Here is a 24,179-nt window from a genome sequence, read left to right as displayed (position 1 = left end):
AGCAAAAGATACGCTGACATGGAAAGGGCCGGAGGAGCGATCCCCCGGCCCTTGTTCGTTCAGCGCGGGGCGCTTTCCTCTTCCGGGGCGTCAGCGGCTACTGACTCCGGCTCTAGCGGAGCAACCTCCTCCTCCTCGCCCTTGCCCAGGCGGCGCTTGATCCAGCGCCAGCCGCCACCAAAGACCAGGATGATCGGGATCAGCAATTTCTTGCCGAAGGCCACGATCAGCGCGATCAGGCCCAGCTTCTTGGCCGCCAGCAGGCCGGCACCCGCCGCGATCATCCCACCAATACCATATTCGGCGACCTTGTCGACATTGGGCACATAATCGGCGTAGCGCGCGCCTGCGTCATAGCTGACCGAAGCACCGAACTTGGCTGCTGCTGCCTTCACCGATGGCAGTTGCGACATGGTCGACACCATGTTGAGGCTGAGCACGCCATAACGGCCGAGCAGGCGGACGTCATAGTTCAGCGTATCCTCCTGCGTATTGCCAAAACGCATGTCGCGGGCCCAGATGACGCTGTGATGCGCCTTGTCATAGGCGGGCCGCTCGGCCCAGCCGACCAGCTGGATCGCGCGATATCCGGCGTCGGCGCGCTCCTTGTTGCGCTCCTCCTCGCCCGACTTCATGTCGGCCATCAGCGCGTCATAATCGGTCGAGGCGGCATCATCGTCCTTCACATAGCCGCTCTGCTCATAGGTGATGACCGCGCCCCAGGCATCGTCATCGACGAAGGTCTTGCCGGCCGGAAAGACCAGGCCCAGCACACCATCGGCCTGGGCCGACGGATTGCCCCACATGTCGACGATCACCTCGCGCGCCTGCGCCGCGTCGAGATAATAATAATCCTGGCCCAGATGCAGCACGGCCTTGGCTTCGGTCAGGGTGATGTCGCCATTTTGCGGGCGCTGCTTCGCCAGCACCGCCTTCACCTTGGCCTCATAGGCGCGCTGTTCCGCGCTCGCCGCCGGACCGGCAGGCTGGTCCGACTGGGCAAAAACCGCTACCGGCATGGCGCCGATCAGCAACATGGCGCCAATGGCGCTCCACATCTTCTTCATCAGATCCCCCCTTGTGACGCGCAATCTTTTAGAAACAAAAGCTTGGAAGGCAATGACCCAACCGCCCCGCATCATGCCCGTCCGCCGCAAGATCGCCTTTCCGCCCAGCGTGGACGCGGAAACGCGGCTGCTGATCCTGGGCAGCCTGCCCGGCGACGCCTCGATCAAGCAGGGCGAATATTATGCCCATCGCGGCAATGCCTTCTGGGCATTGATGAGCGACGTTCTGGGCGAGGATCTGCGCAGCGCGCCCTATGCGATGAAGCTCAAGCGACTGCGCGCACGGGGCGTCGGCCTGTGGGACGTGATCGAGAGCGCCGATCGCGACGGCAGCTTGGACAGCAGCATCCGGGGTGCGGAACTGCGCGACCTCAGCGCCTTCCTGTCCCGCCTGCCCAATCTCCGCGCGATCGCCTTCAACGGCAAGACCGCCGCCCAGCATGGCCGTCGCCAATTGGGCGAAAGGTCCGATCTGGTGATGATCGATCTGCCCTCCTCCAGCGGCGCCTATGCCAGCCTGTCGCGTGATTCCAAGCGCCAAGCCTGGAGCATATTGGCGCGCTATGTCGATCCGACATGAACCATTCGTCACTTTACCGACTTGGTTGGACTGCTAAGCAGCGGTCAAATCTTCCCTTTTGCCATGAGGCCCTGATGTCCGCCCGTCGCCTGTCGCTCGCGTTTGCCCTGTCCGTTTCCACCCTGCTCGGCGCCTGCGCCCCGGTGCAGCAGCATCCCGCCAGCGTCGCTGCCGCCCCGGCCGAACAGCGCGCGCCGGTGACGATCCTGGTGTCGATCGACGGCTTCCGCCCCGATTATCTGACCCGCGGCGTCTCGCCCAACCTCAACGCGCTGGCGGCCGGCGGCACCGAAGCATCGATGCGCCCGTCCTTCCCGACCAAGACCTTTCCCAATCATTGGGCGATCGTGACCGGCGACCGGCCGGACCGCAGCGGCATCGTCGCCAATAATATGGAAGATGCCAGCCGGCCCAAGGACAAGTTCACCATGACGAGCGACGATCCATACTGGTGGAACGAGGCCGAGCCGATCTGGATCACCGCCGAAAAGCAGGGCGTGCGCACCGCGACCATGTTCTGGCCAGGCTCCAACGTCGCCTGGGGCGGCAACAAGGCCGCCGAGTGGCCCTACAAGATCAGCGGCGGATCGCGCCCGAGCGACTGGGCGCAGTTCAACGAAGCGATCAGCCCGACCCAGCGCGTCAACGGCGTGCTGGACGTGCTGCGCCGCCCGGCCGACATCCGCCCGCGCTTCGTCACCCTCTATTTCGATGAGGTCGATACCGCTGGGCATGTGAACGGCCCGGCCGCGCCGGAAACCACCCAGGCGGTCGCCGATGTCGATGCCCATATCGGTGACCTCCTCGCCGGCCTCAAGACGCTGGGCCAGCCGGCCAATATCGTCATCGTGTCGGATCATGGCATGGCCGCCAAGGCCAATGATCGGGTGCTGCCGATCGACAAAATCGCCGACCCGGCCGACTATCGCGTGGTCGAGGCCGGCCCCTATGCCAGCCTGGTCGCCAATCCCGGCCGCGAAAAGGCGCTGGAGGCCGCGCTGTTCAAGCCGCGCGAACATATGCAGTGCTGGCGCAAGAGCGAAATCCCGGCGCGCTTCCACTATGGCACCCATCGCCGCATCCCGCCCTATTTCTGCCTGGCCGAAACCGGCTGGGTATTCCAGAACACCACCCCGACCAAGCCCGTGACCGGCGGCGACCATGGCTGGGACGATCGGGCACCCGAAATGCAGGCTTTGTTCATCGCCAACGGCCCGGCCTTCGTCGGCGGCTTCCGTCCCTCGGCCGATTTCACCAATGTCGATGTCTATCCGCTGCTCGCCCGCCTGCTGGGCGTGACGCCGGTGGCGAGCGACGGCAACCCGGCGGTGCTGCAGGGGCTGGTCAAGCCCTGATCGGGCGACATGCATTTGTCATAAAGCGGCTCTAGGCGGCGCGTCATGTTCACGCGCCGCTCGCTCCTCTCCGCCGCCGCCATCGCCCCGATCGCCGGCGCGCCCGCCATTCTCCACGCCCAGAGCTGGTTCGCCGGCTACCCCTTCGCGCTGGGCGTGACATCGGGCGATCCGGCGCCCGACGGCTTCGTCATCTGGACCAAGCTGGCGCCGCGCCCGTTCGAGCCGCATGGTGGCATGCCGATGACGCCTATCCCGGTGAAATGGGAGGTCGCGGCGGATGATCGCTTCAGGACCATCGTGGCCGGTGGCGAAGCGATCGCCCGGCCGGAACTGGGCCACAGCGTCCATGTCGAGGTGACCGGCCTTCAGCCCGACCGGCCCTATTGGTATCGCTTTGCGCTCGGCAATGACCAATCGACGCGTGGCCGCGCCCGCACCCTGCCGCTGGCATCAGCGAGTCCCAAGCTGCTCAAATTCGGCGTCGCCGGCTGCCAAAATTATCAGGACGGCCTGTTCACCGCCTTCCGCCATCTGGCGCGGGAGGACGATCTCGCCTTCGTCTATCATTATGGCGACTTCATCTATGAATATAGCCAGCGCGGCCCGGACTATGACAAGGACGGCCTGCCCGGACCGCAGGTGCGCGACCATATCGGCCAGGATTGCTACGACCTTGCCGACTATCGGCTGCGCTACGCCCAATATCTGAGTGATTATGACCTGCAGGCGGCGCGTTGCCGTCATACATGGTTCCCGACCTTCGACGACCATGAGGTCGCCAACAACTGGGTCGGCGACATCGACGCCAGGGGCGCGCCGGCCGATGCCTTCCGCATGCGTCGCGCCGCCGGCATGCAGGCCTGGTATGAATATATGCCGGTCCGCGCGGCGATGGCGCCCCGCAGCGAGATGATCGGCACCATGTATCGCCAGGCCCGCTTCGGCGACCTGCTGTCGATCGACTTCCTCGACACCCGGACGTTCCGCACCGATCAGCCCTGTGGCGACAATTTCAAGCCGGCCTGCGCCGAAATGGCCGCCACCCAGGCACAGGTCATTTCCGCTGAGGAGGAAGGCTGGCTGGCTCGCAACCTTGCCCGCCGCGACGCCAAGTGGAACTGCCTGGCGCAGCAGGTGATGATGATGGCGCTCGACCGCCGCAACAGTGCGGACGCGGCAGAGCCGATCTACAATATGGACACCTGGGCCGGCTACAAGGTGCAGCGCCAGCGGCTGCTCGGCCGGATGAAGGGGTTGGACAATGTCGTGGTTCTAACCGGCGACGAGCATCAGAATCTCGCCGGCCTGTTGGATGACGGCACAAAGCCGGTCGCGGTCGAGTTCGTGTCGACCTCCATCTCCTCGGGCGGCGACGGATCGGACCTGCGGCCCGGCAGCGACATCATCCTGAAGAACAACCCGCAGCTCAAATTCATCAACGACCAGCGCGGCTATCTGACCTGCGAAGTGACGGCCGACGCCTGGACGACGCGGGCGATGGTGATGGATCAGGTATCGGCGCCGGGCGGCCAGATCCGCACCCGCGCGACCATGACCGTTCCGCGCGGCACGCCGGGGCTGACCATTAGCTGACAGTTGACGTAAACGGAAAGCTCACCTACCTTTTTATCCGTTGAAGAATGATGGCGCGATTTCCGAGCCGGCAGATGTGCCATCTGCCTCGAAATCGCTTCGAGGAGACGGATGATATGGACGACATTCTCTATTTCGAGGATATCGTGGTGGGCGACAGCGTGGCGTTCGGGCCGCTGACCCTGTCGCGCGAGGAAACGATCGCTTTTGCCGCGGAGTTCGATCCCCAGCCCTTCCATCTGTCCGACGAGGCAGCGGCGACCACCCATTTTCGCACCATCTCGGCCAGCGGATGGCACACCACAGCGCTGTTCATGAAGATGTTCGTCGCCGAAATGCAGAAGCAACCCGGACGCCAGGCGGCCAGCCTGGGCGCGATGGGCGTCGATGAACTGCGCTGGCTGCGCCCGGTCCGCCCCGGCGACACACTGCGCGGCACCAATGAAGTGATCGACAAGAAAATTTCGCAGAGCCGCCCGGAAATGGGCATCGTCCGCAACAAGGTGACGCTCTACAATCAGAAAGACGAACCCGTGCTGACCATGTGCCCGATCGCCATGTGGCGCACCCGCCCGGCATAAGGCCACCCCATTCGGGGTGGCCAATTACAGTCTCCCGGACCTGTCGGCGCGGATCATTCCCCCCTAGGCGAGGCCAAACGCTCATCCGGGGAACCCAGCCATGCCCAGCGCCGCGCATCTTGCCGCATTCGCCCTCATCTCGCTCGGCATGGTGCTGACGCCGGGTCCGAACATGATCTATCTGATCTCGCGCTCGATCAGCCAGGGCCGCGCCGCCGGCATGGTCTCGCTGCTCGGCGTCGCCTGCGGCTTCCTCTTCTACATGGTCGCTGCCGCCTTCGGCATCACCGCGCTGCTGATGGCGGTGCCCTTCGCCTATGACGTGCTGCGACTGGGCGGCGCGCTCTATCTGCTGTGGCTCGCCTGGAATGCGGTGCGACCCGGCGGCCGCTCGCCCTTTCAATTGAAGCAATTGCCCCTCGACGGCCCACGCAAGCTGTTCGCCATGGGTCTGCTCACCAACCTGCTCAATCCGAAGGTGGCGATGATCTATCTTTCGTTGCTGCCCCAGTTCGTCGATCCGGCGCGCGGTCATGTGCTTGGCCAGTCGCTGATCCTGGGCGCGACCCAGATCGTCATCAGCCTGTCGGTCAACGCGATCATCGCCTGCCTCGCCGGATCGATCGCCGGCTTCCTCGGCACCCGGCCGCGCTGGCTCACGATCCAGCGCTGGTTCATGGGCCCGGTGCTGGGCGGCCTCGCCGTGCGGATGGCGGTGGAGCGCTAGTCAGCCTCAGCCGTCACGCCGCCAGCTTGCGCGCCCGTTCGCGCCAGGCTTCGGCCAGTTGCGGCATCTCGGCCAGCGCGCGCACCGCATCAGGATCGGCCTTGTGCCCGCCGCCGATCAGCAGGCGAAAGACCCGCTCGATGCTCCAGTCGGGCAAGGGCCGCTCCAGCAACCCCATCCGCGTGCCCGCTTCCGCCTCGCCTTCGCGGATCACTCGGAAATAGATGCCGCAGCGCGCGGTCTTGACGATCGTCGCCATCACGTCGCGGGCACCGAAACGATGGTCGAGTTTCCAACAAGGCTGGCGGCCATGGCTCACCTCCACCACCGCACTGCCCAAGCTGAACCGATCACCCAGGCAGATGTCGCTTTCGGTCATGCCGCGGCTTGCGATATTCTCGCCAAAGGCACCCGGCGCATCGAGCAGCGGATGATCAGGCTTGCGATCGCGCCACCAGCCATAATGGTCCTGCGGATAGAGATGGATCGCCTTGTCCCAGCCGCCATGATGAACGGTATCGGCCACCCCGTCGCCCGCGAACCCCAGCCAGTGGATGCGGATCGAGCCGGCGACCGGCTGCTTGGCGATGGCGCTATGCTCGTCATCGCGAAAGGGCCGGGGCATGCCGATCAGCAGCGCATCGATGGTCATGAAAGGCTGGGTCATGCCGCTCCATGCCATGGTTGCAGCGCGATGACGATGGCCAGTTGCGGCCAGCTTGCCCCGTTGGCCCGCTAAGATCAGGCCACGCTCAGTTCCGATCCCAGCTTGAGCACCAGGTCGCCCTTGTCGGTCTGGACCAGATAGGCGGGATCGCGGGTCGACCCGTTGCGACGGATCAGCGAGCCGGCGATCATCCGCTCCACATGCCGCTCGAACCGCTCAGCGATCCGTCCCCGGCCGACACCCTGCCCCCAATTCCACCTGACCCGTGTTCCCTTGCGGAATCTTTCGGCCATCAGCAGACATCCTCTCCTTCGGGGGCAATCATGCCGGCCGGCTTTCCCGGTCAGCCTCAGCAAAATTCCCGAGACCCGCTCTGGTTCCTTGGGTTTTTCGCCGGTCTGGTCTAAGGGGCCGCGATGGATGTTACCGGACTTCGTGTCGCGCTGTTCAGCGGCAATTATAATTATGTGCGCGATGGCGCGAACCAGGCGCTCAATCGCTTCGTCGGCTATCTGCTGCGTCAGGGTGCACAGGTGCGCGTCTATGCCCCGACCACCGATACACCCGCCTTCCCGCCGACCGGCGACCTGGTCAGCGCTCCGTCCATTCCCGTGCCCGGCCGCCCGGAATATCGCATCCCCACCCGCCTGTCGCGCGCGCTGCGCCGGGATCTGAAGGCGTTCGCGCCCAACATGATCCATCTGTCGAGCCCCGATCCGCTCGGCCATCGGGCACTGACCTGGGCGCGCGATCATGACCTGCCCGCCGTCGCTTCGGTCCACACCCGGTTCGAAACCTATCCGCGCTATTATGGCCTCGCCTTCCTGGAGCCGGCGATCGAGGGCATTTTGCGCCGCTTCTATCGCCGCTGCGACGCCATCGTCGCCCCGTCGGAATCCATGGCCCAGTTGCTGCGCGAGCAGCGGATGAGCTATGATGTCGGCATCTGGACCCGTGGCATCGATCGCGAGATATTCACCCCTCAGCGCCGCGATCTCGACTGGCGCCGGTCGCTCGGCTTTGCCGACGATGTGCCGGTAATCGGCTTCATCGGCCGTCAGGTGATGGAGAAGGGGCTGGACGTCTTTTCCGACACGATCGACCAACTGACCGCGCGCAAGGTGCCGCACAAGGTGCTGGTGGTCGGCGAAGGGCCGGCCCGCGAATGGTTCCAGAACCGCTTGCCCGATGCCGTCTTCACCGGCTTCCAGGGCGGGGCCGACCTTGGCCGCGCGGTCGCCAGCATGGACATGCTGTTCAACCCGTCGGTCACCGAGACGTTCGGCAATGTCACGCTGGAGGCGATGGCCTGCCGCCTGCCCACCGTCGCGGCCCGCGCCACCGGCAGCGAAAACCTGGTGCAGGAAGGCGTCACCGGCCGGCTGATCCGCCCCGGCGCCATCGGCAAGTTCGCCGATGCGCTGCAAATCTACTGCACTGACGCTGCCGCCCGCGCCAGCGCAGGCGCCGCCGCCGAGGCGCAGGCCGAACATTTCGGCTGGGACCAGGTGAACCAGGCGCTGGTCGATACCTATTTGCGGATCATCCGCCAGCGCACCCAAGGCGCCAAGATCCGTTCCAGCCCTGTTCCCTGATCGGCCCGGCCGACCTATATCGGGGACGATGGCTGATCTTTTCTCTTCCGACGATGTCCTTCCCGCCGGCATCGACCATGCCCCGCTGGCCGATCGGTTGCGTCCGGCCGTGCTGGCCGATGTGGTCGGCCAGGAGCATTTGACCGGCCCCGACGGCGCGATCGGCCGGATGGTGGCGGCCGGCCGCCTGTCATCTATCCTCTTCTGGGGTCCGCCCGGCACCGGCAAGACCACCATATCGCGGCTGCTCGCCGACGCCGTCGGCATGCGGTTCGAGCCTATCTCGGCCGTCTTTTCCGGTGTCGCCGACCTCAAGAAGGTGTTTGCCGCCGCAAAGGACCATGGCCGGCGTGGCGAAAAGACCCTGCTCTTCGTGGACGAGATCCACCGCTTCAACCGCGCCCAGCAGGACAGCTTCCTGCCTTTCGTCGAGGATGGCACGGTCACGCTGGTCGGCGCCACGACCGAAAATCCCAGCTTCGAACTGAACGCCGCGCTCCTGTCCCGCGCGCAGGTGCTGATCCTGCGCCGGCTCGACGCCGCGGCGCTCGAACAATTGCTGGACCGGGCCGAAGCGCTGATGGACCGCCCGTTGCCGTTGGATATGGCCGCGCGTGAAGCGCTGCTGGCCAGCGCGGACGGCGACGGCCGCTTCCTTCTCAATCAGGTCGAAACGCTCTATTCGATCGACATTCCCGCGCCGCTCGACCCGGCCGGCCTCTCCGCCCTGCTCCACCGCCGCGTCGCAGTCTATGACAAGGATCGCGAGGGCCATTACAACCTCATCTCCGCGCTTCACAAATCGCTGCGCGGCTCCGATCCGCAGGCGGCGCTCTATTATCTCGCCCGCATGCTGACCGCGGGCGAGGAACCGCTCTATGTGCTGCGCCGGCTCGTCCGCTTCGCCACCGAAGATATCGGCCTGGCCGACCCGCAGGCAGTGGTGCAGTGCCTCGCCGCCAAGGACGCCTATGAATTTCTCGGTTCGCCCGAAGGCGAACTGGCGATCGTTCAGGCCTGCATCTATTGCGCCACCGCGCCCAAATCGAACGCCGGCTATATGGCGATGAAGACGGCCTTCCGCACCGCGCGCGAAACCGGGTCCCTGATGCCACCGATGAACATCGTCAATGCCCCGACCAAGCTGATGAAGCAGGTCGGCTATGGCAAGAATTACCAATATGACCATGATGCCGAGGGCGGTTTTTCCGGCGCCAATTACTGGCCGGAGGAGATGAGTCCGCAGACCTTCTACACGCCGACGGAGCGAGGATTCGAAGCGCGGATCGCCGAGCGCATTGCCTATTGGAACAAGCTGCGCGCCGAGCGCGGCGCGGCGTGACGCCCCGGTTCGCGCGCTTCGCCGCGATCGACTGGTCGGGCGCCAAGGGCGCGCGGCACAAGGGGATAGCGGTCGCCATCTGCGGCATCGGTCAGGATGCGCCGGAGCTGGTCGAGGCGCCCGGCGGCATCTGGTCGCGTCAGGCGGTCGCCGACTGGCTGATCGCAACAGCGCGCGAGGCACCGACCCTGTTCGGCTTCGACTTCAGCTTCGCCCCACCCTTCGTCGCACGCGGCGCCTATCTGCCCGGTGACCCGACGCCCACGAACGGGCCCGCTTTCTGGGCCTATGTCGATGCGGTCTGCGACGATCCCGATCTGGGTGCTGCCAGCCTGCTGGAAACCACCCATCGCCGCCATTTCTATTTCGGCAAGGCCGATGGCGTGAAGGCCGACTTTTTGCACAACCGCGCCTGCGAAGCCCATTATAATGCCGGGGGCGGCGGCAAGCCCTCGACCATCTATGACGCGATCGGCGCGGCGCAGGTGGCCAAGGCCAGCTTTGCCGGCATGCGCCTGCTCCACCATATCCGCCCGCATGTGCCGGTCTGGCCGTTCGATCCGCTGCCCGCCACCGGATCGCTGGTCGTCGAAATCTATACCAGCATCGCTGCACGCGCCGCCGGGCGGCCCAAGGGCCGGACCAAGATGCGCGATCTCGCCGCCCTCAATAACGCGCTGACCATGTTTGCAACCGCCCCTTACGCCGGTCCGATCGCCGCCGACCATCAGGCCGATGCCTTGCTGACCGCCGCCTGGATGCGCAAAAGGGCCAAAAATCCAGTACTTTGGACACCTTTGCCCCTGACCGACGAAATTGCGCGCACAGAGGGCTGGACGTTCGGCGTCGTCTGATAGTAAGGGCGTCCGACCCGTCGGGTGCGCCGGCTTAGCACAGCGGTAGTGCAGCGGTTTTGTAAACCGAAGGTCGGGGGTTCGATCCCCTCAGCCGGCACCGACGGACTCTTGAACAGTGCGTTCATGCGCACTGGATGGCACTCGGCATCCCGGAAACAAAATGGGGGCCGACATTGCTGCCGGCCCCCACTAACGTCGATTCCTTTCGGCCACATGCCCTTGCAGGCTGCGCCTTCCGGTCCGGCGATGTGATGTGTTGCCACATCTTCGCGCGGGAGAACGAGCCCGAAGGTCTGTTCACCCTTGCTGACCTTTCATCCGAAGCCCGACGTTCACTTTCGCGCGTACCAGGCATCATCCTGAAAGGCTTGGATCCGATCGTCCCTGCCATCCTCGCGCATGGCAGCTTCCAACGGACCATCAGGGCAAAAAATCCTTGATTTCTCTTGGATTTTCCGGCTTTGGATCGCTCCTAGCCGACTGTCCCGATACGAGGATGCTGTCACGATCCGCGAGTCGCACAAAGCGGATTCAGACAGTTTGAAGACAGGCCGCGCCACAAATCTGTGGATAACTTTGGATAAGTCTGAAAATCGGCGGAAATCCGCGCGCTTCAGGCGGGCGCCCAATTGGGCGGCGCGAGCGTGAAGCCCGCAAAGTCGAAGCCCGGCGTGACCGTGCAACTGACGAGCGCCCATCCGCCGACCGGCCGCGCCGCCTGCCAATGATGCGCCGGGACCAGGCGTTGCGGCATCTGTCCCGCGGCGATATCCGGGCCGAGGTGATGATCGACCGCCGGCCCCTGCGGCGGAGCAATGCCCAGGATGATCGGTGCCCCCGCATGCCAGAACCACATCTCGTCGGCATCGACCCGATGCCAGTGCGATCGCTGATGCGCCTCCAGCAGGAACATGATCGCGGTGCCCGCCGCTCTCTGGCCCGCAGCCGCCTGGGCCCGCCAGGTTTCGCGATACCAGCCGCCTTCGGGATGCGGGGCGAGGTCGAGCGCCCGGATCAGTGTGGCAGCATCCTGCCCGTCGCCTGCGTTCATCGCTTCACCTCAAATTTAATTTCCACTGAAACAAAAACTTATGCCGTTGTCAGAGGTTCATGCAACCTAGGTCAATAGGCAGGGGTTCAATCGGCTGACAACGCAATTCGGAGGAGATATTATGCGTAACGCCCTGATGGCCATGGCCGCCCTGTCGCTGGCCATTCCCGTGTCGATGGCCGTTCCCACGGACGGCGCACAGGCCCGCAAACATTATCGCTACAAGGAATGGCGCGGTCGCGATGGCCGCACCTATTGCCGCAAGTCCAATGGCACGACCGGCCTGATCGTCGGCGGCGTCGGCGGCGCCCTGGTTGGCCGCGCGATCGATACCCGTGGCGACCGTGCGACCGGCACGATCCTGGGCGCCGCCGGCGGCGCGCTGCTCGGCAAGGAAATCGACAGCAAGCGCCGCTGCCGCTGATCCCGTCGTCAAGGACAACGAAAAAGGGCGGCTTCCCATCGGGAAGCCGCCCTTTTTGATGGCCGAAGCCAAATGGCTTAGTTGGTCGCGCCCGAAGCCGCGCCGCGCGCGTCATCGACCTTGAACGACACGGTCTGACCGCCCGAGACGCCCGAAACCTTGTCACCCTTGACCTGCAGGTTGAAGGCAACGGCGTCGGGGTAACGACGGCCCGAGATCACCTTGCCGGTCTTGGTATCCTTGACGTCATAGACGTAGGTGTAGCCTTCGTGGGTGAAGCGCTGCTTGGCGGCGTCCTGCGCATTGGCGGGGGCAGCGACGGCAACGATAGCGCTCAGGGCGCCGGCGACAACAAACTTGGACAGCATTCGCATGGGTGTGCTCCTTGTGAATGCCCTCAAACACCTCTTGGACATTCTGTTCTGTTGCCACCCATATGTTGCAGCGCAAAAACTCATACAATCGCAAAAAACGGCGTTCCAGTTGCGCGGAACGCAATCGAGGCAGTCTCGTTTTTCTAAGCCTTTGACAAGGCGACGATATGCTCGAACTGCTGCGGCGTCAGCGGCGCGACGGACAGGCGCGATTGCCGTAACATCACCATGTCGGCCAATGCCGGGTCCGCCTTCATCGTCTTCAGTGTCACCGGGCGATCCAGTTTCTTGTGCGGCGCAACATGTACCGCGATCCACTTGCCGGTCTCGTCGGTGCTATCCGGCGCCGCTTCCTCGACAATCTCCATGATGCCGACCGCCTCGACGCCGATATTGCTGTGATAGAAGAAGGCCAGGTCGCCCTTGCGCATCGCCTTCATGTGCAACTGGGCGGCATGGTTGCGCACCCCGTCCCATTCCGCCTTCCCCTTCTTGACCAGGTCGGCATAGGAAAAGACGTCGGGTTCCGATTTCATCAGCCAGTAGTTCATGCCGCATCCTTGCATCAGGCGCCAAGGACGATCAAGGATGGGAACCAGCGCGGCTGATCGCTATATCATCCGCAAGCCAAATCGATCTGGAGAATATACGTGTCGCAATCCGTGCTGGACCAGGTGCCCGTCCTGTCCATGGCAGAGATGAGTAAGGGCGATTTCGCCGCCGCCTTCGGTGGTTCCTTCCAACGCTTCGGCTTCGCCATGGTCAAGGACCATGGCATGGACCAGGCGCTGGTCGACAAGGGATGGGCGCTGGCACGCGAATTCTTCGCCCAGCCGGTCGAAATGAAGCGCGCCTATGATGCCAAGTTCAATGGCGGGCAGCGTGGCTACACCGCTTTCGGCGTGGAGATTGCCAAGGGCGCGAGCGAGAATGACCTCAAGGAATTCTGGCATGTCGGCCGCGACCTGGCGCCCGGCGATCCGCTTGCCGAAACCATGCCGCCCAATGTCTGGCCGACCGAGATGCCGGCGTTCCGCGACGTGTTCGCGCCGCTCTATGCCGAGTTCGACCGGGTCGGCGCGGAACTGCTGTCGGCGATCGCCCTCTATCTGGGCCTGCCCGAACGCTGGTTCGACGGCCCGATCAAGGACGGCAACTCGATCCTGCGCCTGCTCCATTATCCGCCGGTGTCGCCCGAGGCACCGGGCATCCGCGCCGGCGCGCATGAGGATATCAACCTCATCACTCTGTTGCTGGGCGCCGAGGAAGGCGGGCTGGAACTGAAGGATCGCGACGGCAACTGGCTACCGGTCGTGCCGCCGCCGGGCGCGCTCGCCATCAATGTCGGCGACATGCTGCAGCGGCTGACCAACCATGTGCTACCCTCGACCAGCCACCGCGTCGTCAATCCGCCGCCCGAACGCCGCGGCCATTCGCGCTATTCCATGCCCTTCTTCCTGCATCTGCGCCCGGACTTCATGATCGATGCGCTGCCGCAATGCGTGACGCCGGACAATCCGCGCCGCGAGGAGCCGATCAGTGCGCATGACTATCTGACCGAGCGGCTGATCGAGATCGGCCTCATCAAGAAAGCGTAAGAAAAGGCCCGCCGCTGCGTCCGGCAGCGGCGGGCCTCTCATTCTCAGCGCTAGCAGCGCTTATTTCCGGCCGCGGCCCAGGGTGATGCCGATTTCCTCGCCCCGCTCGCTCAGCGCCAGCTTGACGATCTTCACCTCGACATGGCGGACCTTGTCGTCCTGCAGGAAGATGGTCTCGATGATATGGTCGGCCACGCCCTCGATCAGGGTGAAGTGCAGCCCCTCGGGCAGCGCGGTCGACGCGGCATGCTTGAGGTCCATGTAGTTTTTCGACTCGCTGAGCGGCGTATCGGGATCATAATGGTCCGCAATCCGCAGCTTGGCCCGGATCGAGATGCGCAGCGGCTGGGGCAGATGCGTCTCTTCCGAATAGATGCCGGTCAATACGTCGACGTGCAGGTTGTTGACCTCCAGCGTCAGATAATCGTCAAAAATGCTGTCCATAGCTCGCCATGTCCGGTCGCGCGAAGGGCGCGGGTCCAGTTTGATCTTTCCTTTTGCGGCATGGACGCTATAGGCCCGCCGCTTCCGGCGCGGTCCATGCGCCATTGATGGCGGATCGGCAAGACATGTCAGCAATTCTTCCCCTCGACAGCCAGCCCGCCGACGCGATCGAGGGCCTGCTGGACGCCGCCTTCGGCCCTGACCGGCACGGCCGCACCGCCTATCTGATCCGCGATGGCATGCCCTGGCTGCCCGCCCTGTCCTTTGCGGTGCTGGACGAAAAGGGCGAGTTGATCGGATCGCTGCAAAGCTGGCCGGTGGCGCTAACCCACGAAGATGGCAGCCAATTGCCACTGATCATGGTCGGCCCGGTCGCGGTTGCGCCGGCGCATCAGAAGGGCGGCCATGGTCGCGCGATGATGGATGCAGTGGTCGCCGCGGCCCGCGCACAGGCCTGCGAACCGCTGATGATGATCGGCGATCCGGAATATTATGGCCGCTTCTGGGGCTTCACCGCCGACGGCACCGCCGGCTGGGATTGCCCCGGCCCGTTCGAGCCCCGGCGCCTGCTCGCCTTGTCGGTCGATGGGCGCCCGGTCGGCGGAACCGGCATGCTGTCGCCGCGAATCACCGTTACCGCCTGACCCGACCGAAAGACCTTTGCCAAGCGAGCCGGCCGCTCCTATCTGCTTTCCATGCCGATGGAGCCCCTGCCCGACCTCGCCGACCTGTCGCTCGCCGACATTGCCCGCCTAGCCGCCGAAAAGCGCCTGCCGCCGGTCGAGAAATGGAATCCCGACCATTGCGGCGACAGCGAGATGCGGATCGCGCGCGACGGCACCTGGTTCCATCAGGGATCGCCGATCGGGCGCGAAACGATGGTGCGGCTGTTTTCCACCATATTGCGGCGTGAGGGCGACGGCTCCTATGTGCTCGTCACCCCGGTCGAGAAGCTGAGCATCGCGGTCGAGGATGCCCCCTTCGTTGCGGTCGAACTCAAGAGCGAGGGCGAAGGCGCCAGCCGCAAGCTCGCCTTCCGGCTCAACACCGGCGAACTGGTGCCGGTCGGCCCCGACCACGCGCTGACCCTGCGCGAGAAGGATGATGGTCCCCATCCCTATCTCCACGTCCGTGCCGGGCTCGACGCGCTGATCGTGCGCAGCGTCTATTATGAACTGATGAACCTGGCCCTGGATGAAGAAGGCGAGCGTGTCGGCCTGTGGAGCGAAGGCCGCTTCTTTCCGTTGGACGGCGCGGCATGACGCTGGCCCAGCGGCTGCGCGCCGCACTGATCGACGGGCATAGCCGCGACATCCAGTTGCTGCCGTCCGAAACCCGCGATCCGCGCATCGTCGGCGACATGGCACTGGCGCCGGCCGCCGTGCTGGTCGCGATCACCGATCGGGCCAATCCCGGCCTGATCCTGACCCAGCGCTCCGAAAAGCTGCGCAAGCATGCCGGGCAAGTCGCCTTTCCCGGCGGCCGGGTCGACCCCGACGATGTCGACGAGATTGCCGGCGCGCTGCGCGAGGCCCGCGAGGAAATCGCCCTCCCCTCCGACCGGGTCGACATCATCGGCACGTCGGACCGCTATCATACCTTCACCGGCTTCGACATCGTGCCGGTGCTGGGCGTCATACCGCCCGATCTGCCGCTGCGCGCCCAACCGGGCGAAGTGGCCGACTGGTTCGAACTGCCGCTTGACTATGCGCTCGATCCGGCCAATCGAGTGCGCCGCAGCCTGATGTTCGAAGGCATCGAGCGGCAATATTATGAAATCGACTGGCAGGGCCGCCGCATCTGGGGCGTGACCGCTGCCATCCTCGCCAATCTTTCCCGCAGGCTCGGCCATGACCCGCATTCTTCCTGACGCCCCGTGGCGCCACCGCTCCGGCCTTTCCGGCCTTCTCGCCGCACTCGATGCCAACCGGGGCCGTGCCCGCTATGTCGGCGGCGCGGTGCGCGACGGGCTGCTTGGCCTGCCGGTCAATGATCTCGACATCGCCACCAGCCTGATGCCGCAGGATGTGGTCGATCGGCTGAAGGCGGCCGGGATCAAGGCGGTGCCGACCGGGATCGAGCATGGCACGATCACCGCCGTGCTGCCCGACGGGCCGGTCGAGATCACCACGCTGCGCCGCGACGTCAGCACCGATGGCCGCCGCGCCACCATCGCCTATACCGACGACTGGCAGCAGGATGCCGCCCGGCGCGATTTCACCTTCAACGCCCTCTATGCCGATCCCCTGACCGGCGCGATCAGCGACTATTTCGGCGGCGTGGCCGATCTCGACGCCCGACACCTGCGCTTCATCGGCGATGCCAGCGCGCGGATCGCCGAGGATCATCTGCGCATCCTGCGCTATTTCCGTTTCCTGGCCCGCTATGGTGACAACGAAGTTGACGCGTCGGCCTATGATGCCTGCGTCGCCGCGGCCAACAGCCTGATGGCGCTGTCACGCGAGCGGATCGCCGACGAACTGCTCAAATTGCTGGTGGTGCGCGATCCTGTGCCGGCGCTGCGCCTGATGGTGGACGGCGGGATCTGGCTGCCGGTGCTGCCCGAAATCACGCACGAAGGCATCGACCGGCTGGCTAAGCTGATTGCGCGGGAGAATGAGGCGAGCATGGCACCATCGGCGCTGCGCCGATTGGCCGCGCTGGTGCCGACCGACGCGGCGCTGGCGGACCAGATTGGCGCGCGGCTCAAACTCTCCAACAAGGCGCGCAAGCGGCTGATCACCGCGCTCGAAACCGCCTCCGCACCCGAAGGGCCGCGCGCGCTGGCGCACCGGGTCGGCGTGGAAGGCGCGATCGACCGCATCCTGCTCGATCCTGCCGCCCCCTTGTCGGCCCTGGCCCCGCTCGACGGCTGGACCCCGCCCAGCCTGCCGATCGGCGGCGGCGCGCTGATCGCGCGCGGCCTTCAGCCCGGCCCGGACGTCGCCCGTGCCTTGCAGGAAGTGCAGAAATCATGGGTGGCGGAGGATTTCCCCGACGCCGACCGGGTCGGCGAAATCGCCGATCAGATCGTTTCGAAATTCCAGCGCACGCGCCAATAGTCGAAGGCATCGGCTTCGCTCATCGGGCGGGCAAAATAATAGCCCTGCCCCTGCCAGCAGCCCATCTTCTGCAGCATGTCGGCCAGTTCCTGGGTTTCGATACCCTCGGCCGTAACCCGCAGGTTGAGCGATTCCGCCAGTGACAATATGGTACGGACGATCACGGCTTTATCGTGATCTTCCAGCATGTTGGACACGAAACTTCGATCGATTTTTAGGATGTCGATCGGCAGGCTGTGCAGGCTCGCCAGGTTAGAGAAGCCGGTGCCGAAATCGTCCATCGCGATCGGCATCTGCAAATCCTTGAGCGCGAACAGCAATTTGCGCGCCTTGTCCGGATCGGCGATGATCGCGCTTTCGGTCAGTTCGGCGGTCAGGCGATGGCCGCCAATGCCCGAATAGCGCAGCGCTTCCTCGAACATCGATGCGACATCGTCGCGCGCCATCTGGATCGGCGACAGGTTGACGTTGACGCCGACCGGCAGGGCCTGGCCGAATTTCGCGTCCCAGCGGCTCAGCGCCTGCGCGGCTTCATAGGCGGCCCAGCGACCGAGCGGGGTGATGAGACCGCTCTCTTCCGCGACCGGCACGAACTCCACCGGCGAGACATGGCCCAGTTCCGGGTCATCCCAACGCGCCAGCGCCTCGAAACCGGTAATTTCGCCGGTCTGGAGATGGATCAGCGGCTGATAGGCCAGGGTCAACCCGCCATGGGCGAGCGCATCGCGCAGCCGGCTCTCGATCGAGAAGCGGCGCTGCGCTTCCTTGAGTACGCCATTGCGGTAAATCTCGACCTTGCCGGTGCGCTTGGCGATCTTGACCGCCGCCTGCGCCTTGCGGACGACATCGTCCGGATCATCCTCCAGATGCGTCGACAGGGCGCAGCCGATCGCGCAATCGACGCGGATCTGCAGGTCAGACAGGCGGATCGGCGAACTCAGCGCCTCCCTGATCCTCTGAACGATCTGAAGAGAGTCAGACAAGCCATTGTTCAAGCGTGCAAAAATGGCAAAGTCATTGCCGCCGATGCGGGCCAGCACATCGCCCTGACGCAGACAGGATTTGAGCCGCTTGGCGACCGTGATCAGCAGTTCATCACCGGCCATCGGGCCAAGCGATTCGTTCACCCGGCTGAACCGGCTAAGGTCGATCGCGATGATGCCGAACTGGGCATTGTCCGGCCAACTGCCATTGGCCAGCCGATCATCGATTTCCTCACCAAAGCCGGTGCGGTTGGGCAGCGCGGTCAGGCCGTCGGAAAGCAGCTCGCGCCGCAAATTCTTCTCCATCGTCCGCTCGCTGGTGCGATCGATCGCGATGAAGAGAAATTGTTCGGCGCGCGCGCCGGTGGCCCGCAGCCGTCCGAGCGTGCAGAGAAAATATTCAGGGCCAAGCTTGCCGTCGCGGCGGATTTCGAAACTTTCCGAATCGCGATCCGACTTGGCAAAACCGGTGACTCGCGCGCGCCATTCGGCCGATGCCTGGGCCGTTGCGGCCGTCCGTTCGCGATGTTCCCGGAACGCCTTGAGGAACGGCTCATTCGCTTCGACAATGTTTATTGCATTGTTTTCACATGATAAAATTGCCGCAGCCTGCGACAGGGCGGTGAGCCATTCGCTCGCTCCGATCATGTGCGGCAGATGCGTGTCATCATCCCCGGGCAAGGGGAGGCCACTGGTCTGTTCAGGGGGCCAGCTACGCACCGACATGGCTTTCATGCCTCTGCCTTATCCGCCAAGGGTAAATATTCGGGAAACGAACATCTGCCGATGGTGCTGAATTTGCGTCAGAACTTGTTGTCGCGCGGGAAGCCTGTCGGTGGCATGCGACCGGCGGCACCGCGGGCTACCCGCCATGGCGTCATGTCGGCCTCGGTCCGGGTCCGGCCGGTCTCGCCGCCCATAGCCCAGCTGATCCCGTCGCTCAGGCGGAAGGCGATCGCGTCGGACAGCCCCCCGTCGCGATAGCGCTGCATCTGCACACCCTGCCCGCGCGCCATCTTGGGCATTTCGATGATGGAATAAACCAGCAGTTTCCGGTTCTCGCCGATGACGGCGATGCTGTCCGCCTCCGGATCGACCGCATGCACCACAGCAAGCTTCGCGCCCGTGCGGACATTGACCACCTGCTTGCCCTTGCGCGTCTCCGCCAGGATATCCGCCACATCAGCCAGGAAGCCGCGCCCGTCGGAGGAGGCCAGCAGCAACTGCCCACCCGTCCTGGCCGGCATCAGCGCGACGATGCCGCCCTGATCGTCCATGTCGACCATCATCCGCACCGGATCGCCAAAGCCGCGCCCGCCCGGCAGCTTGTCCGCCCCCAGCGTATAGATGCGCCCGCTCGACGTCGCCATCAGCAGCTTGTCGGTGGTATAGGCGTGGAAGGCGAATTGCGGCCCGTCGCCTTCCTTGAACTTCAGCGTATCGGCCGCGGCCAGGTCGCGATGCCCGCTCATCGCGCGAATCCAGCCGCGTTCGGACAGGATCACCGTCACCGGCTCGCGCTCGATCATCGCCTCCAGCGGGATCTCGCGCGCCGGCCCGGCTTCCTCGACCAGCGTGCGGCGCCGGCCGATCACCGTATCGGGGCCATAGCGCTTGCGCAGGTCGGCAATGTCGCGCTTCAGGCGGGTACGCTGCTTGGCCGGGCTTTCGATTAGCTTTTCCAGCTCCGCCTGTTCCTTGACCAGCTCGGCATGTTCGCGGCGCAGCTCCATTTCCTCCAGCTTGCGCAAGCTGCGCAGCCGCATGTTGAGGATCGCCTCGGCCTGACGGTCGGTCAGGCTGAATTCGTCCATCATCACCTGCTTGGGCTCATCTTCGGTGCGGATGATCTCGATCACCCGGTCGAGGTTGAGATAGGCGATGATATAGCCGTCGAGCAGTTCCAGCCGCGCGGCGATCTTCTCCAGCCGGTGTTGCGCCCGGCGGACCAGCACCTCGATCTGGTGCTTGAGCCATTCGACCAGCACCGCGCGCAGCCCCAGCACGCGCGGCGTATGGCTGGCGTCGAGCACGTTGAGGTTGAGCGGAAAACGATTTTCCAGGTCGGTCAGCCGGAACAGGCTGTCCTTGAGTATATCGACCGGGACGTTGCGGCTCTTGGGGACGATGACGATGCGGATCGCCTCGTCGCTCTCGTCGCGCACATCCTCCAGGATCGGCAGCTTCTTGTCGTTGATCAGCGCCGCAATCTGCTCGATCAGCTTCGACTTCTGCACCTGATAGGGGATTTCGGAAATCACCAGCTGCCAGGTGCCGCCGGCCAGCTTCTCGATCCCCTCCGCTTCCCAGCTGCCATCCTCGTTGCGGCCGGTGGAGAAGCGGGCACGGGTGCGGAAGGAGCCGCGCCCGGTGCGATAGGCTTCGGAAATGATCGCCCGATTATCGACCAGCACGCCGCCGGTCGGGAAGTCCGGCCCCTTGACGATCTCCATCAGCGCGGCGTCGTCCGCCTCCGGGCTGTCGATCAGCAGGGTGGCGGCATCCAGCAGTTCGCCGACATTGTGCGGCGGGATGCTGGTCGCCATGCCGACCGCGATGCCGCTGGCGCCATTGGCCAGCAGATTGGGGAAGAGGCCGGGGAATACCTCCGGCTCCTCATCCTCGCCATTATAGGTCGGACGAAAATCGACCGTGCCTTCGTCAAGGCCCGCCATCAGGTCGGCAGCCGCCTGGGTCAGTCGCGCCTCGGTATAGCGCATGGCCGCGGCATTATCGCCGTCGATATTGCCGAAATTGCCCTGGCCATCGACCAGCGGCGTGCGCAGCGAGAAATCCTGCGCCAGGCGGACCATCGCGTCATAGACCGAGGCGTCGCCATGCGGGTGATATTTACCGATCACGTCGCCGACGACGCGGGCGCATTTCTTGTAGCTGGTGGTGTTGCGCGCCGGATTGGCGACCAGCACGTCCGGGTTCGCGCCACCCGGCTCCATCCGCAGCAGCCGCATCGCCCAGAGAAGGCGCCGATGCACCGGCTTCAGCCCGTCGCGCAGGTCCGGCAGCGAACGCGCGGTGATGGTGGAGAGCGCATAGACCAGATAGCGCTGCGAGAGCGCCGCGTCGAAAGGATGGTCCTTGATAGCGTCGAACGGGTCGCGAAAATCGGTCATCGGGAGTGGCTTAGCAGGATGGGGGCAAAACGGAAACGGATTTGCTCAATAGCCGCTTACGAGCATGTCCAGCGCGGTGGTGATGACATAATGATGCTGCTCCAGCGACAATAGCGGCTTGCCGATGAAACGCGCCGACACCGCTGCGGAAAATTGCGTCATCATCACCAATTCCTGCCCCTCGACATCGAAGCGCGGATTGAGCCGCGCCATCGGCGTCCCGACCTGCGCGATCGGCACCAGCGGCACGACGAAACGGGTGGTAAGATGCGATAATAATTCTGCCTGACAGTCCAGCACATAGGCGCCGTCGGGCAATCGGTGCGCGTGAAAGCGCGCCATCAGAACAACCGATATTTTTCGAGCGGCAGTCCGTATTTCTCGACATAGGCGTTCGACGCCGCGATCCCCTCGGCATTCTCCGCCTGCCATAGCCGACCACGTTCTGCCGCGATCTCCTGGCGCAAGGCATCTTCGCAAGCACGCGACAGGTTGATGCCAAGAGCCTTGGCTTCCTCCACCAAGGCACTGTCGAGCGACAGGTTGGTCGCCTTGCGCGCTCCGATCCGCTCCTGCTTGGTCATACCGGCACTCCTGTACATAGCATGCGCATAGATATACGCATGAACGCTCAACGCGGCAAGAAACGCGCGTCCGGATCGGCGGCGATGGCGCTTGCAAACTCCGCGCTGATCCAGTCGCGGAAAGCCTTGATCTTGGGCGTGTTGCGGGCGTGGGGCGGATAGACCAGCCAGTAGCTGGCGATTTCGCGGACATAGGAGGGCACCGCCTCCACCAGTTGCCCCGCTTCCACCTCCGCCTTCCAGAGGAAATGGTTGAGGATGGCGATCCCCTGCCCGGCGATCGCGGCGCGCCCCTCCATCACCTGGCTGTCGAGCGCGATGCCGGGCGGGCCATCGGCCGGGTCGGCCTCCACGCCCATCGCCGCGAACCATTCATGCCACCACATGTCGTCGGGCGACAGGCGCGGCAGGGCATGGAGCGCCTGCGCATCGGCGATCGGCCCGTGCCGGTCGCGCCAGGCCGGGCTGCACATCGGCACCAGCCGGTTATGGGTCAGCAGCTTCGCCTCCAGCCCCGGCCATTCTCCCTTGCCGCCGCGCACCGCCAGATCGATGCCGTCGCGCGCCAGGTCGACCACCGCGTCATCGGCCATGATCCGCACGGCGAGGTTCGGATGGCGCATCTGGAAGGCGCCGATGCGCGGCGCCAGCCAGAGATGCGCGAAACTGTTGGTGCAGCTTATGCTCAGCACCGCCGAATGATCCTGGGTCAGTGCGGCAAAGCCCTGCCGCATCTGGTCGAAGGCGCGGGTCAGGATCGGCGCGATCTCGCGGCCCTTCTCGGTCAGCGCCACCTTGCGCCCGGTCCGTTGAAACAGGCTGATGCCCAGCCGCTCCTCCAACAATTTCACCTGATAGCTGACCGCCGCCTGGGTCATCCCCAGTTCCTGCGCGGCGGCCGTGAAATTCTCCAGCCGCGCGGCGGCCTCGAACACACGAATGGCGGACAGGGGCGGCAGCGGAGGCATGCGCCATTCGATAAGCCAGGCTTATCTATACTGTCCATGCTTTTGTTGGCGCCAAGGGTGCCGTTCGGGCAGAGACAGCGGTGCCGGCGGCCCTCCGCGCCCGGCGATGATCATGGACGGAAGGAACAGTGATGCGCGATCAATATGACGCCCGGCTGTGGAACGACAGCCATGAAGAAATCAGCAAAAGTGCCGACCATTTCCTGCATCGCGTGATGCAGGCATTTCGGGTGCTTCACCGCATCGAATGGAGCGCGCCCTGGGCCGATGAACGCCAATGCAAGCGTCCCTGCCAATCGTGAAAATCCCGGCAAGGGGCAAAACAGGGGTTGCGGTTTCCGGTACAGGCGCCACCTTTAGGCCGTGCCCGAAACCGCTCTTCCCCCTCTGCCCGATCTTCCCGCTCCCCCGCCCGCGCTGCTGACCGGCGCCGCCCTGTTCCTCGATTTCGACGGGACATTGGCGCCGATTGCGGACACGCCCGACGGGGTGCATGTCGATGACGATCTGCTCGCCCTGCTGGCGGCGCTACGACGCAAGCTGGACGGGCGCCTCGCCATCGTCAGCGGCCGGTCGATCGCCACGCTGCGCGATTTCGGCTTTCAGGATTTCCTGCTCGCCGGCACCCACGGCCTTGAATTTGCCGCGCCCGGCGCAGCGCCGGATGCGCCGCCCCGCCTGCCCGCCATAGACGCGGTCGAACGGGCCTTCCATATCTTTGCCGACACCCGTCCCGGCGTGCTGGTCGAACGCAAGTCGATCAGCGTCGGCCTCCATTTCCGCGGCGCGCCCGATTGTGGCGAGGCCGCCGGCCTGCTTGCCCATCAGCTTGCAGAGGAACATAGCCTGGCCGTGCAGGCCGGCAAGATGCTGTTCGAACTGCGCCCCGGCGGCGCCGACAAGGGCAGCGCGCTCACCCGCCTGATGCAGCAGGCGCCGATGGCTGGCGGCACGCCGATCTTCATCGGCGACGATGTCACGGACGAGGAAGGTTTCGCCGCCGCCGCGCAATTGGGCGGCCATGGCATATTGGTCGGGCCCGCGCGGCACACGCACGCGGCCTTCGGCTTGGAACAGGTTGCCGCCGTCAGGCATTATCTGGCGCAGGGGGTCGCCGCGATCATCTGACCGGCGGCCACCATTCGCATGAACGAAGGGGGCCGAACATCATCGATACCAGCGACCATATCCTG

The 24,179-nt window shown here is 64.8% G+C and carries 29 protein-coding genes and 1 tRNA gene; 18 read left to right on the top strand and 12 right to left on the bottom strand.

Features of this window, described 5'->3' with window-relative positions:
• Positions 1 to 59 precede the first annotated feature (59 nt).
• Complete coding sequence (locus tag A0U87_RS00230; protein WP_137405164.1) at positions 60 to 1,067, bottom strand: DUF2167 domain-containing protein; 1,008 nt, start codon at positions 1,065 to 1,067, stop codon at positions 60 to 62.
• Between the two features lie 52 nt (positions 1,068 to 1,119).
• Between A0U87_RS00230 and A0U87_RS00225 the strand changes: the two genes are divergently transcribed.
• The 5 genes from A0U87_RS00225 to A0U87_RS00205 all read left to right on the top strand — a co-directional run bounded on the left by A0U87_RS00225 (position 1,120) and on the right by A0U87_RS00205 (position 5,906).
• A complete protein-coding gene (locus tag A0U87_RS00225) occupies positions 1,120 to 1,647 on the top strand; it encodes a DNA-deoxyinosine glycosylase (protein ID WP_048937187.1) in 528 nt (175 codons plus the stop codon).
• 74 nt (positions 1,648 to 1,721) lie between these two features.
• Complete coding sequence (locus A0U87_RS00220; protein ID WP_048937188.1) at positions 1,722 to 3,002, top strand: ectonucleotide pyrophosphatase/phosphodiesterase; 1,281 nt, start codon at positions 1,722 to 1,724, stop codon at positions 3,000 to 3,002.
• Positions 3,003 to 3,047: 45 nt separating this feature from the next.
• Complete coding sequence (locus A0U87_RS00215; protein ID WP_048937189.1) at positions 3,048 to 4,598, top strand: alkaline phosphatase D family protein; 1,551 nt, start codon at positions 3,048 to 3,050, stop codon at positions 4,596 to 4,598.
• A gap of 116 nt (positions 4,599 to 4,714) precedes the next feature.
• Positions 4,715 to 5,179 carry a MaoC family dehydratase gene (locus A0U87_RS00210; protein ID WP_017499528.1) on the top strand — a complete coding sequence of 155 codons (465 nt, stop codon included), beginning with the start codon at positions 4,715 to 4,717 and terminating at the stop codon, positions 5,177 to 5,179.
• Positions 5,180 to 5,279: 100 nt separating this feature from the next.
• Positions 5,280 to 5,906, top strand: coding sequence for a LysE family translocator (locus A0U87_RS00205; protein WP_137405163.1), 627 nt, complete (start codon positions 5,280 to 5,282; stop codon positions 5,904 to 5,906).
• A 13-nt stretch (positions 5,907 to 5,919) separates the two neighbouring features.
• On the opposite strand, the gene A0U87_RS00200 is transcribed toward A0U87_RS00205, so the two are convergent.
• The gene (locus A0U87_RS00200) at positions 5,920 to 6,573 is read right to left on the bottom strand and encodes an MOSC domain-containing protein (protein WP_048937252.1); all 654 of its coding nucleotides are present in this window, start codon (positions 6,571 to 6,573) and stop codon (positions 5,920 to 5,922) included.
• Between the two features lie 74 nt (positions 6,574 to 6,647).
• Positions 6,648 to 6,866: a DUF2945 domain-containing protein gene (locus A0U87_RS00195; protein ID WP_080993540.1), complete on the bottom strand. Its 219-nt coding sequence runs from the start codon at positions 6,864 to 6,866 to the stop codon at positions 6,648 to 6,650.
• 123 nt (positions 6,867 to 6,989) lie between these two features.
• On the opposite strand from A0U87_RS00195, the gene A0U87_RS00190 reads away from it, so the two are divergent.
• The 5 genes from A0U87_RS00190 (at position 6,990) to A0U87_RS00170 (ending at position 10,807) form a co-directional block, all read left to right on the top strand.
• The gene (locus A0U87_RS00190; protein WP_048937191.1) at positions 6,990 to 8,168 is read left to right on the top strand and encodes a glycosyltransferase family 1 protein; all 1,179 of its coding nucleotides are present in this window, start codon (positions 6,990 to 6,992) and stop codon (positions 8,166 to 8,168) included.
• 28 nt (positions 8,169 to 8,196) lie between these two features.
• Positions 8,197 to 9,510 carry a replication-associated recombination protein A gene (locus tag A0U87_RS00185; protein ID WP_048937192.1) on the top strand — a complete coding sequence of 438 codons (1,314 nt, stop codon included), beginning with the start codon at positions 8,197 to 8,199 and terminating at the stop codon, positions 9,508 to 9,510.
• Positions 9,507 to 10,364, top strand: coding sequence for a hypothetical protein (locus A0U87_RS00180; protein ID WP_048937193.1), 858 nt, complete (start codon positions 9,507 to 9,509; stop codon positions 10,362 to 10,364). The genes A0U87_RS00185 and A0U87_RS00180 overlap by 4 nt, the downstream gene beginning before the upstream one ends.
• A gap of 28 nt (positions 10,365 to 10,392) precedes the next feature.
• A tRNA-Thr gene (locus tag A0U87_RS00175) sits at positions 10,393 to 10,464 on the top strand.
• Between the two features lie 37 nt (positions 10,465 to 10,501).
• Entirely contained in the window at positions 10,502 to 10,807 is a 306-nt protein-coding gene (locus tag A0U87_RS00170) for a hypothetical protein (protein WP_137405162.1), read from the top strand.
• Positions 10,808 to 10,980: 173 nt separating this feature from the next.
• Here A0U87_RS00170 and A0U87_RS00165 read toward each other — a convergent pair whose 3' ends face one another.
• Positions 10,981 to 11,418, bottom strand: coding sequence for a cupin domain-containing protein (locus tag A0U87_RS00165; protein WP_048939144.1), 438 nt, complete (start codon positions 11,416 to 11,418; stop codon positions 10,981 to 10,983).
• Positions 11,419 to 11,539: 121 nt separating this feature from the next.
• On the opposite strand from A0U87_RS00165, the gene A0U87_RS00160 reads away from it, so the two are divergent.
• Positions 11,540 to 11,842, top strand: coding sequence for a glycine zipper 2TM domain-containing protein (locus A0U87_RS00160; RefSeq protein ID WP_010337759.1), 303 nt, complete (start codon positions 11,540 to 11,542; stop codon positions 11,840 to 11,842).
• 77 nt (positions 11,843 to 11,919) lie between these two features.
• On the opposite strand, the gene A0U87_RS00155 is transcribed toward A0U87_RS00160, so the two are convergent.
• Both A0U87_RS00155 and A0U87_RS00150 read right to left on the bottom strand, forming a co-directional pair.
• Positions 11,920 to 12,210, bottom strand: coding sequence for a hypothetical protein (locus A0U87_RS00155; RefSeq protein ID WP_010337758.1), 291 nt, complete (start codon positions 12,208 to 12,210; stop codon positions 11,920 to 11,922).
• 149 nt (positions 12,211 to 12,359) lie between these two features.
• Positions 12,360 to 12,767, bottom strand: a complete 408-nt coding sequence (locus tag A0U87_RS00150; protein ID WP_004207335.1) for an EVE domain-containing protein — start codon at positions 12,765 to 12,767, stop codon at positions 12,360 to 12,362.
• A gap of 99 nt (positions 12,768 to 12,866) precedes the next feature.
• Between A0U87_RS00150 and A0U87_RS00145 the strand changes: the two genes are divergently transcribed.
• On the top strand, positions 12,867 to 13,814 hold the full coding sequence (locus tag A0U87_RS00145) for a 2-oxoglutarate and iron-dependent oxygenase domain-containing protein (RefSeq protein WP_004207336.1): 948 nt from the start codon (positions 12,867 to 12,869) through the stop codon (positions 13,812 to 13,814).
• Positions 13,815 to 13,874: 60 nt separating this feature from the next.
• Here the strand turns inward: A0U87_RS00145 and A0U87_RS00140 are convergent, their stop codons facing one another.
• Positions 13,875 to 14,258 carry a dihydroneopterin aldolase gene (locus A0U87_RS00140; protein WP_004207337.1) on the bottom strand — a complete coding sequence of 128 codons (384 nt, stop codon included), beginning with the start codon at positions 14,256 to 14,258 and terminating at the stop codon, positions 13,875 to 13,877.
• 125 nt (positions 14,259 to 14,383) lie between these two features.
• On the opposite strand from A0U87_RS00140, the gene A0U87_RS00135 reads away from it, so the two are divergent.
• From A0U87_RS00135 to A0U87_RS00120, 4 genes are read left to right on the top strand one after another with little or no spacing between them, the layout of a single operon-like run.
• Positions 14,384 to 14,902, top strand: coding sequence for an N-acetyltransferase (locus tag A0U87_RS00135; protein ID WP_026108829.1), 519 nt, complete (start codon positions 14,384 to 14,386; stop codon positions 14,900 to 14,902).
• 51 nt (positions 14,903 to 14,953) lie between these two features.
• Entirely contained in the window at positions 14,954 to 15,520 is a 567-nt protein-coding gene (locus A0U87_RS00130; protein WP_048939142.1) for a DUF1285 domain-containing protein, read from the top strand.
• Positions 15,517 to 16,128 (top strand): CoA pyrophosphatase, encoded by a 612-nt coding sequence (locus tag A0U87_RS00125; RefSeq protein ID WP_048939141.1) that lies wholly within the window; start codon positions 15,517 to 15,519, stop codon positions 16,126 to 16,128. The genes A0U87_RS00130 and A0U87_RS00125 overlap by 4 nt, the downstream gene beginning before the upstream one ends.
• A complete protein-coding gene (locus A0U87_RS00120) occupies positions 16,109 to 17,320 on the top strand; it encodes a CCA tRNA nucleotidyltransferase (protein ID WP_122928070.1) in 1,212 nt (403 codons plus the stop codon). Before A0U87_RS00125 ends, A0U87_RS00120 begins: the two co-directional genes overlap by 20 nt.
• Here A0U87_RS00120 and A0U87_RS00115 read toward each other — a convergent pair.
• The 5 genes from A0U87_RS00115 to A0U87_RS00095 all read right to left on the bottom strand — a co-directional run bounded on the left by A0U87_RS00115 (position 17,284) and on the right by A0U87_RS00095 (position 22,986).
• The gene (locus A0U87_RS00115) at positions 17,284 to 19,038 is read right to left on the bottom strand and encodes an EAL domain-containing protein (RefSeq protein ID WP_137405161.1); all 1,755 of its coding nucleotides are present in this window, start codon (positions 19,036 to 19,038) and stop codon (positions 17,284 to 17,286) included. The genes A0U87_RS00120 and A0U87_RS00115 overlap by 37 nt on opposite strands.
• Before the next feature lie 68 nt (positions 19,039 to 19,106).
• The gene (parC, locus tag A0U87_RS00110) at positions 19,107 to 21,434 is read right to left on the bottom strand and encodes a DNA topoisomerase IV subunit A (RefSeq protein WP_137405160.1); all 2,328 of its coding nucleotides are present in this window, start codon (positions 21,432 to 21,434) and stop codon (positions 19,107 to 19,109) included.
• Positions 21,435 to 21,479: 45 nt separating this feature from the next.
• The gene (locus A0U87_RS00105) at positions 21,480 to 21,776 is read right to left on the bottom strand and encodes a CcdB family protein (protein ID WP_048939137.1); all 297 of its coding nucleotides are present in this window, start codon (positions 21,774 to 21,776) and stop codon (positions 21,480 to 21,482) included.
• Complete coding sequence (locus tag A0U87_RS00100; RefSeq protein ID WP_048939136.1) at positions 21,776 to 22,018, bottom strand: type II toxin-antitoxin system CcdA family antitoxin; 243 nt, start codon at positions 22,016 to 22,018, stop codon at positions 21,776 to 21,778. Before A0U87_RS00100 ends, A0U87_RS00105 begins: the two co-directional genes overlap by 1 nt.
• A gap of 47 nt (positions 22,019 to 22,065) precedes the next feature.
• Positions 22,066 to 22,986, bottom strand: coding sequence for a LysR substrate-binding domain-containing protein (locus A0U87_RS00095; protein ID WP_170978334.1), 921 nt, complete (start codon positions 22,984 to 22,986; stop codon positions 22,066 to 22,068).
• 131 nt (positions 22,987 to 23,117) lie between these two features.
• Here A0U87_RS00095 and A0U87_RS26080 point away from each other — a divergent pair, with 131 nt between their 5' ends.
• Positions 23,118 to 23,288 (top strand): hypothetical protein, encoded by a 171-nt coding sequence (locus A0U87_RS26080; RefSeq protein WP_004207346.1) that lies wholly within the window; start codon positions 23,118 to 23,120, stop codon positions 23,286 to 23,288.
• A 61-nt stretch (positions 23,289 to 23,349) separates the two neighbouring features.
• The gene (otsB, locus tag A0U87_RS00090; protein ID WP_048939135.1) at positions 23,350 to 24,114 is read left to right on the top strand and encodes a trehalose-phosphatase; all 765 of its coding nucleotides are present in this window, start codon (positions 23,350 to 23,352) and stop codon (positions 24,112 to 24,114) included.
• The last annotated feature ends 65 nt before the right edge of the window (positions 24,115 to 24,179 follow it).

The organism is Sphingobium sp. MP9-4 (genome assembly GCF_005281675.1).
Taxonomy (GTDB): Bacteria; Pseudomonadota; Alphaproteobacteria; order Sphingomonadales; family Sphingomonadaceae; genus Sphingobium; species Sphingobium yanoikuyae.
The sequence above is the reverse complement of the archived record's forward strand: the minus strand, read 5'-3'. Positions and strand labels throughout refer to the sequence as shown.